Genomic DNA, 16,430 nt, shown 5'->3' on the forward strand with positions numbered 1-16,430 from the left:
ACAGAGACTTATCATAGGATCAAAATTTCCGTTCTCACAATTATATGGAATTTATATTTCATTTATGGGAAGGAGATCAAAAAACGGTTAAAAAATTTCGCCATTTAGGCGTATTTTTCATGAAAATGAAATTTATCTTCCATGCGCTTTTAAAATAAATAAAGTATTAATAATCAATTAATTAACACAAAAAACACAACAGAAAACGATCATACGCGTTGCCCGGAAATGCCATTTCTGTGATCTTGTTCAAACAATAAATGAAAACATTATTTCCATTTTTATTGAAAATGAAATCACCAAACCTTAGTATGGGCAAAAATAACACCGTCTTCTGTTAGGGGATATGTCAATGAATAAAGCAGTCAGTAGTGAGCAAAAGCCGCTGGACGTTATCTGTCTGGGACGAGTCGCCGTTGATTTGTATGGTCAACAAATCGGGTCGCGGCTGGAGGATATGACGACTTTCGCTAAATATTTAGGGGGATCGTCAGGCAATGTTGCCTACGGCACGGCCATTCAGGGATTACGTTCCGCTATGCTGGCCCGCGTCGGCGATGAGCATATGGGACGTTTCGTTCGTGAAGAATTAAACCGCGTTGGTGTGGATACGCAGTGCCTGCTGTCGGATCGCGATCGTCTGACCGCGCTGGTGATCCTCGGCATTAAAGATCAGGACACCTTTCCTCTGATCTTCTACCGCGATAACTGCGCGGACATGGCGCTAACACCCGAGGATATCCGCGAAGATTACATCGCTTCTTCACGCGCATTAGCCGTCACTGGTACCCATCTTTCTCACCCCAATACGCGCGCCGCCGTTCTTAAAGCGCTGGAGTATGCGCAAAAACACGGGCTGCGGCGGGCGCTGGATATCGACTACCGCCCCGTACTGTGGGGCCTGACGTCGCTAGGAGACGGTGAAACGCGTTTCATCGCCTCATCACAGGTTACCGAACAGCTCCAGCAGGTATTGCGCCATTTCGATCTGATCGTTGGGACCGAAGAAGAATTCCATATCGCCGGCGGCAGTACCGACACGCTGACCGCCCTGCGGCGCGTCCGTCAGTTGACCCAGGCCGTACTGGTGTGCAAACGCGGCGCGCTGGGCTGCTCAGTCTTTGAAGGCAACATTGCCGATGACTGGTCGCAGGTGAAGATACATAGCGGCGTTCGCGTAGACGTTCTGAACGTTCTGGGCGCGGGCGATGCCTTTATGTCAGGACTGCTGCGGGGATACCTGAACGATGAAAGCTGGGAGCAAGCCTGCCGTTATGCAAACGCCTGCGGCGCGTTAGTGGTATCGCGCCACGGTTGTGCCCCCGCCATGCCAACCAAAAAAGAGCTGGACGACTACCTCGCGCGTGAACAATCCATCACCCGGCCAGACAAAGACCCGCGGCTGAATCACCTTCATCGGGTCACAACCCGTAAACAGCACTGGCCGGAGCTGTGCGTATTCGCCTTTGACCATCGCAAGCAACTGGTGGATATCGCAAATGAAGTCGGCGCCAGTGAATCCGCGATCCCCCCTCTGAAGATGCTACTGCTGGAAGGGGCGCGTCAGGCGGCGCTTGAGGCCGGTTTACAGAATAATAGCGGCATCCTTGCCGATACCACCTTTGGTCAGCAGGCGCTTAACGACGTGACCGGCCAGGGATGGTGGATTGGCCGACCGGTTGAGATGCCCGGTTCGTATCCGCTGAAGCTGGAACATGGCGATATTGGCTCTCAGCTTGTCAGCTGGCCGCAAGAGCACGTCGTGAAATGTCTGGTCTTCTATCATCCACTCGATGCAGAGTCGGTACGTCTTGAACAAGAGGCGCTCATTGACGAGGTTTACCGCGCCTGCTGCCAGTCTGGTCACGATCTGCTGCTGGAAGTCATCTTGCCGCGCGATGCGGCAGACCAAAATGAGCAATACTATCCTCAGATTGTGGAACGTTTTTATCAACTGGGGATCCTGCCGGACTGGTGGAAACTGCCGCCGTTAAGCCCAGATCGTTGGCGAGAAATCAGCCAGCATATTGAGCATTATGACCCTGAATGTCGCGGTATATTGATACTTGGCCTGGACGCACCGGAAAGCGAGTTGAAGTCAGGATTCGCCGCAGCAGCGGATATGCCCTGGGTGAAAGGTTTCGCCGTCGGCCGGACCATCTTTGGCGAACCGTCACGCCAGTGGTTAGGCGGCCAGCTTAACGATGAACAGCTCATCGCAACGGTGAAACAAAAATACCGCATGCTTATTGACTACTGGCGCGAATACCGCTCGGCACGTTAATGCCTGCCTCATCACGCCCCGTGTCTGCATCGGACAAGGGGCGTGTTCAAGGACGATTCCATGCCAGCTCTCACACAACATTCCACATCGATCACGCTGTTTCGCATCAGCGCCGCGATGTTTCTCAACTATCTGACTATTGGCATCCCGTTAGTCATGCTGCCGCTGTACGTTCAGCAGCAGTTGCATCTGAGCGATCTGTTGATCGGTATCGCGGTAGGCAGCCAGTTTATCGCCACCTTGCTTACCCGGGGCGCCGCGGGTCGAAAAGCCGACACGTCAGGCGGACGTCGGACGGTTATCACCGGTCAGTTCTACTGCGCCGCATCAGGTCTGCTGATGCTGGTCAGTCTAATCGCTCACCCGGTTCCGCTGCTCGCATGGGCCATACTGATTGTTGGTCGTGTGCTGCTGGGCATCGGTGAAAGTTTCATTTTGACCGGTAATTTAACCTGGGGGATGTGGCTGGCGGGCTCGACCCACGCGGGTCAGGTTATTTCCTGGAACGGCATGGCGACCTACGGTGCGCTGGCTATCGGCGCGCCGCTGGGGCTGTCGCTTTACGCCAGGGCCGGCCTGGCGCTTCCGGCGCTCCTCGTCGTGCTGTTGCCGATCATCGCCAGCGGAGCCATCTATGGCATTCCGGGGAATATCCCAACAGCCCGTCCCCGCGTGCCAGTGCTACGGGTAGTCGGCCTGGTGTGGCGGCCCGGAACAGGGCTTGTGCTCCAGGGCATTGGTTTTGCCACCCTAAGCGCGTTTACCGCCCTCTGGTTCAACGAGCGTCACTGGGATAACACCGGTTTTGCGATGACGCTATTTGGCATTGCGTTTATCGCTGTCCGCTTTTTCTGCGCCAAATTTCCCGACCGTTACGGCGGCGCCACGGTCGCAACCTTTTCACTACTGGTAGAGGGGACCGGACTGGCGGTAATGTGGGCCGCTCCGTCAGCAGGCGCTGCGCTGATTGGCGCGGCGATTACCGGCTGCGGCTGTTCGCTGATGTTCCCATCGCTGGGCGTAGAGGTTGTGCGCAGAGTGCCACCGGAGATTCGTGGTACGGCCCTCGGCGTCTGGTCAGCGTTTCAGGATCTGGCCTACGGATTTACCGGACCAATAGCGGGCCTGCTGACGCCGTTTATCGGCTATCAGCAGGTCTTTCTTCTGGCCGCGGCCTGCGCGCTGCTGGGCGCGGCGGTTGTCCATCTCCTGCTGCGGCAACATTAAGCAGTTAAGAAGGGGCGAGTCTTTTCCGCCCCTATCGCAAAGACTTCGCTGGCCGCCATCTGCCAGTAGCCAGGGTTAAACAGTTCCAGCGAACAGATCCCCTCATAGCCCTTCTGCACTAGCTCATGCGTGATCTCATGCAGTGGGATCACGCCGTTGCCAGGAAACAGACGATGGCAATGCTCCAGCGTTGCCAGCGGCAGATTATCGGCGTCATCAATATGGTAAACGAAGATCTTTTCCACAGGGATCTGGCGAAGCGTGGTCAGATCCCGCCATTGATCGTGCAGGTAAAGATTAAAGGCATCGACGACCAGCCCGACGTTACTGCGATCGACCGCATCTACGATCTCCATCGCCATGGCAAGACTGCGCACACAGCATCCTGCGGAACCGATCGGCTCAAAGGCCAGCCGCATCTGGCTTTCTTCCGCCACTGCCGCCATCTCGCGCAGACGCTTCACTGAATCTTTCACCGTTTCCCCTGGCGGAAAATTTCCCCCCTGACGAATGGTGGGCACCACGACCAGACAATCCCCCCCCACCACTGAGCCAGCATGGCAGGCGAAAGCCAACTGCCGCCGTTTCTCCGCCCAGCTTTCGCTATCACAAAACGTAATGTCTTCCAGCGAATTGTAGCCCCAGGGCTTAAGGTGGCCGACGGCGAAAATGTCTGCCAGCTCGCTTAACGTATGTTTCTGCAACCACTCCTGCAACATATCCAGACGGATTTCGATGTAGTCATAGCCAAAACGTTCCGCCAACACAACATCCTGTGCCAGCGTGGAGTTTCGCATACAGGTCGCTTCATTAAATCCCAGCTTCATCATTCAGATCGACTCCTGCCGCCATAGCAACGTACTGGCGCCTGACGGCGGCAGCGTTAACGCGATCTCTTTATCGCCATCCAGCACCCGGCAACGCCTTTCCTGGACATCGCGGTTATACACCACCAGCACACGCTCGCCGTCGGGATTCACAAATCCCACCTCTTCCAGAAGATTATCGTAACTTGAAGAAAGCATGACCCTCGCCCCCGGACGCACATAGCGGCAGAAGTGGCCAATACCATACCAGGAGTGGTTACGCCGCAGCACGTCGTTTTGCGCATCGTATTGAATGGGCGCTTCACACAGATTACCCTGATGATTCGGCCCACCCTCACTGTTCAACAGCAGATTCCAGTCGATAAACCCGCTACAACCCGATTTGAAATTACCAATCATGTCATGGAGATAGGTATGCCAGTGGCGAATCTGGCTACCGGCATCGCTCTCCATTGGCACACAGCCTTCGGAAAACAGGAGTTTTTTATCCGGCAGGCACTGGGCCAGATACTGTATTTGCGAAAAATGGTCGCCGGTATACCAGTGGAATGCCAGCCCGTTAATTCCCTTATAATTAGCTTCGTCAGCAAAGGCGCGTTCAGCCCAGTCTACCAGGCCATCTTTATCGTGATCCCAGATATAGATCTCCATCTCATCCATACCCTGCCGGGCGAGGCGCGGACGCAGATACTGCACGGCAAAGGCTGTCTCCTCTTCCACGCTATACAGACAGGAGTCCCAGGTTTTTACCGCCACCGGCTCATTCTGCACGGAGAGCGCCTGCACATTAATGCCGTGGCGGCGGTATTCCAGCAGGTAGTTGATAATGATATCGGCCCAGTCGGCGTAGCATTCGCGCCGCAGCTTGCCGCCACCGTTCATATCGTTATTAGTTTTCATAAACGCCGGCGGACTCCACGGCGAAGCCATCAGCTTCATGTGTGGATTTAACCGCAACGCCCCGGAAATCAGCGGTATTAAATGCGCTTCATCGCGGGAAAAGGAGAGCCGTCCCTGCTGCAGGTCAGCGCTGGAATCGACATACGCGTAATTGCCCAGGGAAAAATCACAGCTCTGAATTGGCATCCGCGCCAGAGTGTAATTATGTTCCTGATCAGAAAAATAAAGGGAAAGAAATTGCGCCTTCGTCTTTTCGCTCATGCTGTTGAATACCACGCCCGCACCTTCGGTAAAGCTGCCGCCGAATCCGTCAATCTGCTGTAACGTGTGGCGCGGTAAGACGCTGATTAATTCACTGCAATCACGCTGACGATGCGAAAAAGAGACCGCACGATCAACAAGGAATTGCTGACGATACGGATCGGAAGAGATGAGTCTGCCTTTCATAGGGAAGTTCCGGATAAAAGAAGATAATAAATTGTGATATGCCGGATAGGACGCTTAAGCATCGCTATCCGGCAGAAGGTTTTAATACGCGGAAGGTTTATTTGTAGAAATCAGGTTTTGAGGGTAATTCAACAATCTCGGTATTCCCTGTTTCCTGAGACTTCACGCAGGCATCAGCGGTAACCGCAGCCAGATAACCATCCCATGACGTTGGGCCTGCCGGCGGCAATCCTGCGTTCAGGCGATCGAAGAAATCCTGGAACTCAATGTCGTAGGCATCAATAAAGCGCTGTTTCCAGTCAACCAGGATGTCGGTGCTATACTTCGCCGCTTTCCGTACCGCGGCGCTGGCGACGGTTGGCAGCTCCGCCATTCCTTTCTCGCCGGTAACATCGCAGTGAATGTCGTAGCCATACTGGCAGTTCACAAATACTTCAACCACAATATTGATGCCGGAGGTGGTTTCCATTACAACCAGCTGCGGATCACGCAGAGTGGTCACCAGGCTGGACTGACGCGGGAAGTAAACCTTAACGGTTTTATAATCTTCGTTAAGCAGCCAGTGCATAACGTCAATTTCATGAATCAATGTTTCATAGATAGCCTGTGGCGTTTTGTATTCTGGCACCGTGCTGGCATTGTAATGACGTCCATGAACCATTAATGGCTGACCGATTTCGCCGCTGTCGATAATATTTTTCAGCTGAACGTAACCTTTGTCGTAGCGGCGCATAAAACCAATCTGCACCATGCGCTTACCATTTTTCTGCTCTGCTTCAATCACACGCTGACAATCCGCAGCCGTCACCGCTAACGGTTTTTCGCAGAAAACATATTTGTTAGCATTTAGCGCGGCAACGGCCACATCGGCGTGCGCCTCATTTGATGCGGTAATGATGACCACTTCAACGTCTTTATCATTAATCAGATCGTGATAGTCATTATAATCTTTGGCTTCGATCGCATACTTATCCAGCGCCGCCTGCGCCCTACCCGCGACGATATCACATACGGCAACAACCTCTACACCCGACACGGTGTTGGCCAGACGTCTTAAGTGATCGGAGCCGATCATGCCGATACCTACAATACCTGCTTTTAAAGTCATTTTCTGTTTCCTTTTCAATTAAAGATAATTTTTCAGTAACTCATCAATATGCTTTTTACCTTTTTGCGCATATTCCAATGGGTTATATTTCTTAGGATCCTGCTCGGCCTCAACAACAATCCAGCCAGAATATTGATGCCCGACCAGATAAGCTAATACGGATTTAAAATCAATATTTCCATCGCCGGGGACGGTAAACACACCATCAAGGAAAGAATTGAGGAATGATTTCTTCGCGAGGCGACATGCTTTGAGTTTTTCATTACGCACATCTTTAAAATGAACGTGTTTAATACGATCAAAATGTTTACTCAGTAGCGGCATGACATCGCCGTCAGAAACATATATATGCCCGGTATCAAACAGCAGATGTACAAATTGCGGATCGGTATTCTCCATGAGTCGATCCACTTCTGGCAGAGTCTGCACACCGGTGCCCATATGATGATGGAAAGCGAGCTTCAGCCCGTGCGCATTGGCAATTTTCCCAAGCGCATTAAGTCCTTCGCATAAAAGCTGCCATTCGCTGTCGCTGAAGTTAGGCTTCTCTGTATAAACACACTTATCGATAATACCTTGAATACTATAAGTTTGTTCAGAAACAACGGCGACATATGCATGTATTGCCTGCAAATAAGCACAATGCTGTTCAAAAGCATTCATCGCAGATGCAATACCATCGCGAATAATAAAGGAAGAAAACCACTGGCCTGGTATTTCCAGTCCGCGAAGCATTAACTCTTTATTTAACTCAGCAGGATCCTGCGGATAACAACCGCCAACTTCCGTCCCGGAAAAACCGGTGAGCGCGGCATCACTAAGTATTTGTTTATATGTATTTTCTTTACCAATCTCAGGAATATCATCATTGCGCCAACCGATAGGCGCAATCCCCAACTTAATGCTCTTTTTTACATTGTACATGTTGCTGGCTCCCACTTAATGAAACGCTTTTACTGCATACCGCGATGCAAATTAACCTTTGATGGACAACATATTACTTTTTGTAGCCTGAAAAACTTTATCTATCCTGGTTGAAGAAGTGGGATAAATGCGTCAGGTATCACAAAAAAATCATCACTCTTTAATGATATTGCCAGACTTTTCGCGCTATAGATAAACGCATAAAATATACCGACAAATAAAAAATGGCCGCAGTATTGCGACCATTCTCATGACGATTAAATTTTAGCAAGCATTAATATTCAAATAATAAATAATTAGCTTTACGATAGTCCTTTCGATATTGACCGGGTGTTTTCCCCACTTTATTTTTGAAGTAATTCTGAAAATGACTAAGGTTGCTAAAGCCAACACGATAAGCAATAGAGGTGATCTTTTCGCGCCCGCCTTCATCCGTGGTTAGTAACGATTGCGCCTCCCCCAGCCTACGTTTTATCAGGTAATCCATCGGTGAATAACCATAGCGGCGTTTAAATTCATGGGAAACATAATAAGGACTGACATTAAATTTCGTCGCCAGTGTATCCAGCCGAATTGGCTCATAGAAATTGCGATCAATATAGGATTTTATTGAATCAAGTAAATTTTCATGGCGCTGTATGGCATCGTTACCTGTGCGCAATAAGACATTTCCCTCAATGTATTTGAGTACTACCTGGGTCAATAGCTGCGCCATTGCTGGCCCTTCTACCGCATGCTGATTAATAACGGTAAACACGGAGCTCATCAGTTTTTCCACCGTCGCATAATGGTGATACAGTGGAATAACCGGCACAATATCATCCGGTATTAGCGCATTCTCACGTAGACCCGGACACGAAATATTGTTAATCCCACAACAAATAGTGCCAATTGGCCGCCCGCTTTCCAGATACTCATCATGCACCACCTGGCTGTTATAAATGACCAAGTCGCCTTTACGAACCGGGTAGATGCGATCGCCAATGAAATACTCCCCGTCTCCTTCGGTGATAAGAATCAGTTCAACGGTCTGTGGGTGCATATGCATGAACCGGACAAACGGACCATTGCTCTCACTGACCTGACTCACATACGCCAACTGGGGCTGAGCCTTATTCTCTCGTTCTGAAGGACAGAAGCACAAGCGCATGATTTACCCTCCAATATCCGAAACTGTGGTGCCGAAACACCCCTGAAATTTGAATTTTTATACCACACCAAATGAAACAAAAATGCTATATAGATCATAATTTTTTCCAAATCTTTCCTCATCACAACAGACAACCATTGATACCACACCAAATAAAAACAATAAAAATCAATAAGTTAATTAGGTTTTTGATTTCTTACTGCACATACCCTCGTATAAAAATCAGTCGTCAAATTTTCAAAATAAAATTTCATAAAAATAAATTTGAAATTTTTAATCCTAAAATTTACATTGAATACGGTATGCGTTTTAGGCTGAAGATAACCAGGCTTTCCTGTGACCGCTCAGTCAGAACGTCGTCAACATCGGTTTAAGAGGATAAAAAAGAGATGGAAACAGTCGGCAATTTTATTCATGGTAAAACGACACTGAGCAGCAGCGGCGAGACGCTACCGGTGACTAATCCGGCCACCGGTAAAGTAATTCGTCAGGTCACCCAGAGCACCCGAGAGGAGATGCTGGCGGCAATTCAAAGCGCACATGAGGCTTTTCCGGCATGGAGTAAAATGACTCCGCTACGCCGGGCACGTATCCTTTTTGAATTCAAAGTATTACTGGAAAAGCATCGGGACGAACTGGCGGCGCTGATCGTCAGCGAGCATGGCAAGGTCTGGTCAGATGCGCTTGGCGAACTGACGCGCGGCATAGAGGTTGTCGAATTTGCCTGCGGGATCCCGCACCTCAGCAAAGGAGAGTACTCCTTTAACGTCGGCTCAGGCGTTGACAGCTTTTCATTAATGCAGCCGCTTGGGGTTGTGGCAGGCATCACACCGTTTAACTTCCCGGCAATGGTGCCTATGTGGATGTTCCCGGTTGCTCTGGCTTGCGGCAATACCTTCGTCCTGAAGCCGCCCGCACTGGTGCCGTCCGCATCGTTACGTATGGCGCAGCTTCTGCAGGAGGCTGGCCTGCCGGACGGCGTGTTTAACGTTGTTCACTGTGGCAATGAGGCGGCTAGCCTGTTGACCAGCGACCCTCGCGTACAGGCCGTCAGCTTTGTCGGTTCCTCCGCTGTCGCGGAACATATCTATACCACCGCCAGCGCCCATGGCAAACGCGTACAGGCCTTCGGGGCCGCCAAAAATCACGCAATCGTCATGCCGGATGCAGACCTGGACGCCACCGTCAACGCCATTATGGGCGGAGCATTTGGTTCCGCGGGCGAACGCTGTATGGCGCTGCCGATAGTAGTCGCGGTGGGCGATGAAACGGCGGACCGTCTGATCAAACGCCTGAAACCGCTGATTGCGGCGCTACGTATCGGCCCGGGAGAGCTGCGCGGCAAAGATGAAAATGAAATGGGCCCGGTTGTTTCACGTGCTCATCAACAGAAAGTGTTGGGTTACATCGACAAAGGGGTTAGCGAGGGAGCAACTCTGGTCATGGATGGCCGCAACTATAGCGTGGCGGGATATCCTGAAGGCTTTTATGTCGGCGGCACTCTGTTTGATAACGTCACGCCTGAGATGACCATCTGGCGTGAAGAAATTTTTGGCCCGGTTCTCGGAATTGTGCGCGTCCCGGATTATGCCACCGCCATTAGCACGGTAAACTCCCATGAATTCGGCAACGGCAGCGTGATTTTCACCACCAACGGTCACTATGCGCGCGAATTCGCCCAGTCGGTTGAAGCCGGGATGGTCGGTATTAATATTCCAGTTCCGGTTCCGATGGCATTTCACTCTTTTGGCGGCTGGAAGCGCTCGGTGTTTGGCGCCCTGAACGTCCATGGGCCGGATGGCGTGCGCTTCTATACCCGGATGAAAACCGTTACCTCGCGTTGGCCGAACGGACAGCAGATCGTATCGGAGTTCAGTATGCCGACTCTCGGTTAATACGCTTTCAGGAAGGAGAAGATTATGGCCAACTTGCTGAGTACCTGTACCTCTGAGTCGGGAAATATCCAACACATTTCCCCTCAAAATGCAGGCTGGGAGTATGTCGGTTTTGATGTCTGGCAGTTGAAGGCTGGAGAGTCGATAACCCTGCCGTCCGATGAGCGTGAACGCTGTCTGGTGCTGGTTGCCGGGCTGGCCAGCGTTAAGGCCGACGACAGTTTTTTCTATCGGATTGGTCAGCGCATGAGTCCGTTTGAACGCATTCCGGCTTATTCGGTTTACCTCCCCCATCATACGGAGGCGAAAGTGACAGCCGAAACCGACCTTGAGCTGGCCGTATGCAGCGCGCCGGGATTCGGAGAGCTTCCGGTACGTCTGATCTCGCCACAAGAGGTCGGGGTAGAGCATCGGGGAAAAGGGCGCAATCAGCGCCTGGTGCATAACATCCTTCCTGATAGCCAGCTCGCCGACAGCCTGCTAGTCGTTGAAGTGTACACTAATGAAGGCGATACCAGCTCCTGGCCCGCGCACAAGCACGATACGGCAGTTGAAGGCCAGGAGACCTATCTGGAAGAGACGTACTATCACCGTTTCAATCCACCTCAGGGATTCTGCTTACAGCGCGTCTACACCGACGATCGCAGCCTGGATGAATGTATGGCGGTCTATAACCGGGATGTAGTGAAAGTACCTAAGGGCTACCACCCGGTTGCCACCATCGCGGGTTACGATAACTACTATCTGAACGTGATGGCCGGCCCGCTACGAAAATGGCGTTTCACCTGGGAAGAGAACCACGCGTGGATTAACTCACCAGACTACCCGCGATAACACTTCGTTGAGTGGTACTTTGCCAGCCGTCCTCTGCGGCTGGCTTTTTTATTCAACTCTGCGCCACACACGCTCATAAGATCGCTATCCGCCTTCTCTTAAATTATTTCCCTGTTTTGTATATAGCGTATTTACGGCACGGCCCCCACCAGGAATACGCAATAAAATAATGATGCAGAAGAAGACTTACCCTATTTGCCGATATTATTATGGATCAAGTAGTTACGTAGAGGTGGTAAACACTGGGGAGGTTTCAACAGGGTATATCCTGTGCGCACTCGCCGGAGGGAGTAAAGGTTGTGTAACCAGCGGAGAATATCTCTGGATATTCTCCGCTAATATTGGAGAGGTATCAGGCTATTACATCGCGACGTTTCCCCTGAATTTCACGCAGCTTGTTCTCGGCCAGCTGTTCAATTTCTGTTAGCGGCACCCCTTTTGTTTCCGGCACATAACGAGAAATAAAGACATAGCAGACCAAATTAAAGACGACAAAAATCCACATCGAAAAAGCGCCGCCGAAGGTCTCCTGCAGCCAGGCGTTATCATTTATGACCGGGAACAACAGTGAGATGAGGAAGTTGGCTATCCACATCAGACTCACCGCCAGCCCCATCCCAAAACCTTTTATCTTTTCAGGGAAAACCTCAGAAATCAGTACCCATGCGCCAACGCTCCAGCTGACGGCAAACAGCAGCATAAAAAACAGGATGCCAAAGATGGTAATGTAGCCTGTATCGTGGGTGTACAAACCGTATGACGCGATCAACAGGCCGACAATTGAGCCGATGGTACCAATTTTCATAATCGGTATACGGCCATAGCGGTCGAACAGGATCATGCCGATAAAACTGCCCACCACATTACATACCGCGATAAAAATGGTCTGGAACATAACCACTTCGGTACTGCTGTTCTGCAACACCAACGGCGCATAATAGTTCATTACGTTAACGCCTGTGAACTGTTGCAAAACGGCGATACAGCATCCAACCAACAGAATATAGCGGAGCACCGGCGAGCTTTTCAGGTTGGTGCGTTCTCCCCCGGCGACGTTGTCCTGTGGACGTACGGTTTCTTTCATGCTGTCAAAAATAGCGGCCACATCTGTGGCCGTTAATCCACTGTAGATCCGGGTAAGCACCTTTATCGAACGAGCTTCGCTGCGGTTGTTACGGGCGCACCATGCCGGTGATTCGGGTAGGAAAAGCGTAATCGCTAACATCGCAATGGAGGGTACCACTTGGGCAAAAAGCATAGTCTTCCAGCCCTGGGAAACCAGCACATCAGCAGGCATTCCTTTTGCTATCAGATAGTTGACTATAAACACGATAACCTGGCCAGATACCACGGAGATATTGTAAATGCCCAGCGCTTTGCCGCGAATTTCAGCAGGCGCCAGTTCAGACATATACATGGTGGATGCCGTTCCGGCCATCCCAACCGCAAAACCACACACAATGCGGGAAAGGGAGAAGATCATGAACGATTCACTCATCGCCGCCCCTAAGGAAGAAGCGATAAAAATGATCGCAATGATCAGAAGCGCAGGTTTACGCCCCAGTCTATCGGCAATTTTTCCACCGACCAGCGCGCCGATGATACAACCAATCACGATACTGGAAACGGCCCATCCGGTCTCGGTTGGCGTCAGTTGGTAATACTGCTGTAAAGGCAATACCACCCCGGTAATCACCGCCGTTGAATAACCAAACATCAATCCAGCCAGCGCCGCAATACAACACAGGACGTACACATAGGCCGAATTGTACTTACTTCTCTGAGACATAATCCCTCCCTTGCCTGTTGAGGAAACAACACACCAATGAAATTTTTCATTTTATTTTTGCATTCATTAGAAGAAAAATTCCATGCAAAAGATCACGAAATGGAGATATTCCAGGAAAGAACAAAAAGTACGGCCCCTGACAAATTGAGTTCAGGCATTGTCACGAAAGCAATAAAACCAAGTAAATTCATCAATATAGATGAGAGCACTGCGCAAAACGCAGCATCTTAACGATAAAAAACGCCAGGATTATGAAATTCGAAATGTGATACTCATAACAAAACATAAGTTTCATTATTGATCGCTTTGAAATTAAAACATAGGTTGTGAAACGAGAGTTCTCAATAGCTATAAGATCGTCGGCAGAGCTACGGCAATGACCGACATAAGATGAATTTGTCTATTTGTTCACTAAATTCAAACAGATAGATGAAGTTTATTCTGGAGATAATCTACCTATGTCCACATCAGATAGTTGTTATAATACGGGTTACATATTACGCATCTGCGCGATTGCCGCATTGGGCGGAATATTATTTGGCTACGATACTGCTGTTATTTCAGGTGCGATTGGTTCACTGACCAGCTACTTTCATCTATCTCCTGCTGAGACCGGCTGGGCGGTTTCCTGCGTTGTGGTGGGGTGCGTTATTGGTTCGTTTAGCGCCGGATATTTATCCAAACGTTTTGGACGCAAGAAATCATTGATGGTTTCAGCGCTGTTATTCACTATTTCCGCAGTGGGCACCTCCCTCTCCTACACGTTCACCCATTTTGTGATTTATCGCATTATCGGTGGACTGGCAGTCGGCCTGGCGGCAACAGTATCACCGATGTATATGTCTGAAGTCTCACCGAAAAACATGCGCGGCAGAGCATTAAGTATGCAGCAGTTCGCTATCGTTTTCGGTCAGATTCTGATCTTCTACGTTAACTACAAAATAGCATCGATTGCAGCGGATACCTGGCTCATTGAACTTGGCTGGCGCTATATGTTTGCTGCGGGTATTATTCCCTGCATTTTGTTCTGTATTTTAGTCTTTTTAATCCCGGAATCTCCCCGCTGGATGATGATGATTGGTCGCGAGGAGGAGACGCTAAAAATACTGACCAAAATATCCAACGAAGAACATGCCAGACATCTTCTTGCCGATATAAAAACCTCACTGCAAAACGACCAACTAAACGCCCATCAAAAACTCAATTACCGCGACGGGAACGTGCGTTTCATCCTGATTCTGGGCTGCATGATCGCTATGCTGCAACAGGTAACAGGGGTTAACGTCATGATGTATTACGCGCCAATCGTCCTTAAGGATGTGACCGGTAGCGCCCAGGAGGCCCTGTTCCAGACAATCTGGATCGGCGTGATTCAGCTTATCGGTTCCATTATTGGCGCAATGATTATGGATAAGATGGGGCGTTTGTCGCTGATGCGTAAAGGCACTATTGGCAGCATCATCGGCTTGTTGCTCACCTCATGGGCGCTGTACAGCCAGGCAACCGGTTATTTCGCGCTATTCGGTATGCTGTTCTTTATGATTTTCTACGCGCTTTCCTGGGGCGTGGGCGCATGGGTGCTTATTTCTGAAATATTCCCTAACCGGATGAGGTCGCAGGGAATGAGTATTTCGGTCGGATTTATGTGGATGGCAAACTTTTTAGTTTCGCAATTCTTCCCGATGATTAATGAAAACCCGTATTTACTTTCGCATTTCCACGGCGCATTTCCAATGTGGATATTTGCCATCTGCTGCATCTTCAGTTACTTCTTTATCTGCCGTTACCTGCCGGAAACAAAAGGCATTTCGCTGGAGAAAATGGAGAGCGTAGTGTTAGCAAAACGCAGAAAAAAACTGCAGCCAATTCAAACCGAACGTTATTCTGATTAAGTTTCACCACAATGCCGATGATCGCTAAATACGATCATCGGCTTGTTTTTTTACTCCGTCGCCAGCGCCAGTGAAACCGCTAACGTTTGCGCCAGACACATGGACGCGACCTGAGAACGGAAACCATCGACCTGCGCTTCACGTACCACAAAACAGACTTCACTGAACGCTGCCAGCGGGCTGACCTGGCTATCGGTTATCGCAATATGGTGCGCACCGCGTTTCGCGCCAAGCTCGACTAATTCCACCACTTCCTGCGCGTAAGGCGAGTAGCTGATGGCAATAACAACATCGTCAGGGCTGACCATACTTAGCTGTTCAGAGAACATTCCGCCAATACCGTCAATTAAAAATGCCCGTCTCTCCAGATGACGCAATGCGTAGGTTAAATAACTGGCCACGCTAAACGAACGACGTAATCCAATCACATAAATATTGTCGGCTTTCGCTAACAGATTGACCGCCGCATCCAACTGCTCATTTTTAATCTGCACCGGTAATTGTTGTAATACCTGTGCATTCACCATTGAAAATAGCTTCAGAATTTCACCCGGCTTTTCCGGGGTAGGTTCCCCTTCATCCGCATTTTTCTGTCTGAACAGACGCGCCCGCTCGGTATAGCTTACTGTTTCCTCCATCAGGTGCTGGCGAAATACCTGTTTCATTTCATTAAATCCGCTAAAACCAAACGCATTAGCAAAACGAATCAGTGTCGAAGGGGGAACATCGGCATGTTGCGCGATGGAAGCGACCGTGTCAAAAGCAACGCTATTACTGTTATCCAGAATATACTGAGCAACTTGTTTAAGACGTTTGCTAAGGCTGTCATAGCGACTGCGGATATCATCCTGCAGTAAGGAAAGTTGAGTTTGATGTTTAGACATGCATGATACTCTAAAAGAACGAAAATTTCGTAAATAACAATATTAGCACAAATGAACTGAACATACAGTTAACAACATTCAAATTGCGCTGTGGTTACCTTCAGTACAGAATTTGCTGGCGGGCTGGGTTCTGAGCAATCTGAATCTGACCGCATAAATGCGACAGGATCAGCATTGTTATGACTGGACGATGCCCGCAGCCAGGCGGCATCGCAAACGTTGAAAGGCAGAAGATGACGTTTATAAATCACGAAACCTTCATCTGTTAT

14 protein-coding genes are annotated in these 16,430 nt (G+C 49.9%); 7 read left to right on the plus strand and 7 right to left on the minus strand.

Translation table 11 applies throughout. The annotated features are described in order from the left end of the window. Positions 1 to 346 precede the first annotated feature (346 nt). Positions 347 to 2,284 (plus strand): bifunctional 5-dehydro-2-deoxygluconokinase/5-dehydro-2-deoxyphosphogluconate aldolase, encoded by a 1,938-nt coding sequence (locus tag LCS67_RS19740; RefSeq protein ID WP_077905318.1) that lies wholly within the window; start codon positions 347 to 349, stop codon positions 2,282 to 2,284. Between the two features lie 60 nt (positions 2,285 to 2,344). Beyond that, positions 2,345 to 3,511, plus strand: a complete 1,167-nt coding sequence (locus LCS67_RS19745; RefSeq protein WP_100521811.1) for an MFS transporter — start codon at positions 2,345 to 2,347, stop codon at positions 3,509 to 3,511. Here LCS67_RS19745 and iolI1 read toward each other — a convergent pair. The 5 genes from iolI1 to reiD form a co-directional block, all read right to left on the minus strand. After that, the gene (gene iolI1 / locus LCS67_RS19750; RefSeq protein ID WP_000976927.1) at positions 3,508 to 4,341 is read right to left on the minus strand and encodes a 2-keto-myo-inositol isomerase IolI1; all 834 of its coding nucleotides are present in this window, start codon (positions 4,339 to 4,341) and stop codon (positions 3,508 to 3,510) included. The two genes, LCS67_RS19745 and iolI1, sit on opposite strands and share 4 nt — an antisense overlap. After that, positions 4,342 to 5,685 (minus strand): lysosomal glucosyl ceramidase-like type III secretion effector SrfJ, encoded by a 1,344-nt coding sequence (gene srfJ / locus LCS67_RS19755; RefSeq protein WP_000678384.1) that lies wholly within the window; start codon positions 5,683 to 5,685, stop codon positions 4,342 to 4,344. 97 nt (positions 5,686 to 5,782) lie between these two features. Next, on the minus strand, positions 5,783 to 6,793 hold the full coding sequence (iolG1, locus tag LCS67_RS19760) for an inositol 2-dehydrogenase IolG1 (RefSeq protein ID WP_000172704.1): 1,011 nt from the start codon (positions 6,791 to 6,793) through the stop codon (positions 5,783 to 5,785). Positions 6,794 to 6,811: 18 nt separating this feature from the next. Next, positions 6,812 to 7,732, minus strand: a complete 921-nt coding sequence (gene iolE / locus LCS67_RS19765; protein WP_012601329.1) for a myo-inosose-2 dehydratase — start codon at positions 7,730 to 7,732, stop codon at positions 6,812 to 6,814. A 259-nt stretch (positions 7,733 to 7,991) separates the two neighbouring features. Continuing rightward, positions 7,992 to 8,816 carry a myo-inositol utilization transcriptional regulator ReiD gene (reiD, locus tag LCS67_RS19770; RefSeq protein ID WP_000332219.1) on the minus strand — a complete coding sequence of 275 codons (825 nt, stop codon included), beginning with the start codon at positions 8,814 to 8,816 and terminating at the stop codon, positions 7,992 to 7,994. Positions 8,817 to 8,938: 122 nt separating this feature from the next. Between reiD and LCS67_RS19775 the strand changes: the two genes are divergently transcribed. Genes LCS67_RS19775 through iolB form a run of 3 tightly spaced genes read left to right on the plus strand, consistent with a single transcriptional unit; the run spans position 8,939 to position 11,596 of the window. Then, positions 8,939 to 9,241: a hypothetical protein gene (locus LCS67_RS19775; RefSeq protein WP_071786680.1), complete on the plus strand. Its 303-nt coding sequence runs from the start codon at positions 8,939 to 8,941 to the stop codon at positions 9,239 to 9,241. Positions 9,242 to 9,256: 15 nt separating this feature from the next. Further along, on the plus strand, positions 9,257 to 10,762 hold the full coding sequence (gene iolA / locus LCS67_RS19780) for a malonate-semialdehyde dehydrogenase IolA (RefSeq protein ID WP_000450728.1): 1,506 nt from the start codon (positions 9,257 to 9,259) through the stop codon (positions 10,760 to 10,762). A gap of 24 nt (positions 10,763 to 10,786) precedes the next feature. Further along, a complete protein-coding gene (iolB, locus tag LCS67_RS19785) occupies positions 10,787 to 11,596 on the plus strand; it encodes a 5-deoxy-glucuronate isomerase (protein ID WP_000002011.1) in 810 nt (269 codons plus the stop codon). 352 nt (positions 11,597 to 11,948) lie between these two features. Here iolB and iolT2 read toward each other — a convergent pair whose 3' ends face one another. Beyond that, on the minus strand, positions 11,949 to 13,385 hold the full coding sequence (gene iolT2 / locus LCS67_RS19790) for a myo-inositol import MFS transporter IolT2 (protein WP_000083113.1): 1,437 nt from the start codon (positions 13,383 to 13,385) through the stop codon (positions 11,949 to 11,951). Positions 13,386 to 13,421: 36 nt separating this feature from the next. Here iolT2 and LCS67_RS19795 point away from each other — a divergent pair, with 36 nt between their 5' ends. Further along, on the plus strand, positions 13,422 to 13,616 hold the full coding sequence (locus LCS67_RS19795; RefSeq protein WP_000667715.1) for a hypothetical protein: 195 nt from the start codon (positions 13,422 to 13,424) through the stop codon (positions 13,614 to 13,616). Positions 13,617 to 13,843: 227 nt separating this feature from the next. Beyond that, a complete protein-coding gene (gene iolT1 / locus LCS67_RS19800; protein ID WP_000107709.1) occupies positions 13,844 to 15,277 on the plus strand; it encodes a myo-inositol import MFS transporter IolT1 in 1,434 nt (477 codons plus the stop codon). Positions 15,278 to 15,327: 50 nt separating this feature from the next. Here iolT1 and iolR read toward each other — a convergent pair whose 3' ends face one another. Then, on the minus strand, positions 15,328 to 16,161 hold the full coding sequence (iolR, locus tag LCS67_RS19805) for a myo-inositol utilization transcriptional regulator IolR (protein WP_000033840.1): 834 nt from the start codon (positions 16,159 to 16,161) through the stop codon (positions 15,328 to 15,330). Positions 16,162 to 16,430: the final 269 nt, after the last annotated feature.

Origin of the sequence: Salmonella sp. A7, from assembly GCF_020181675.1 — a bacterium.
Lineage (GTDB): Bacteria > Pseudomonadota > Gammaproteobacteria > Enterobacterales > Enterobacteriaceae > Salmonella > Salmonella enterica.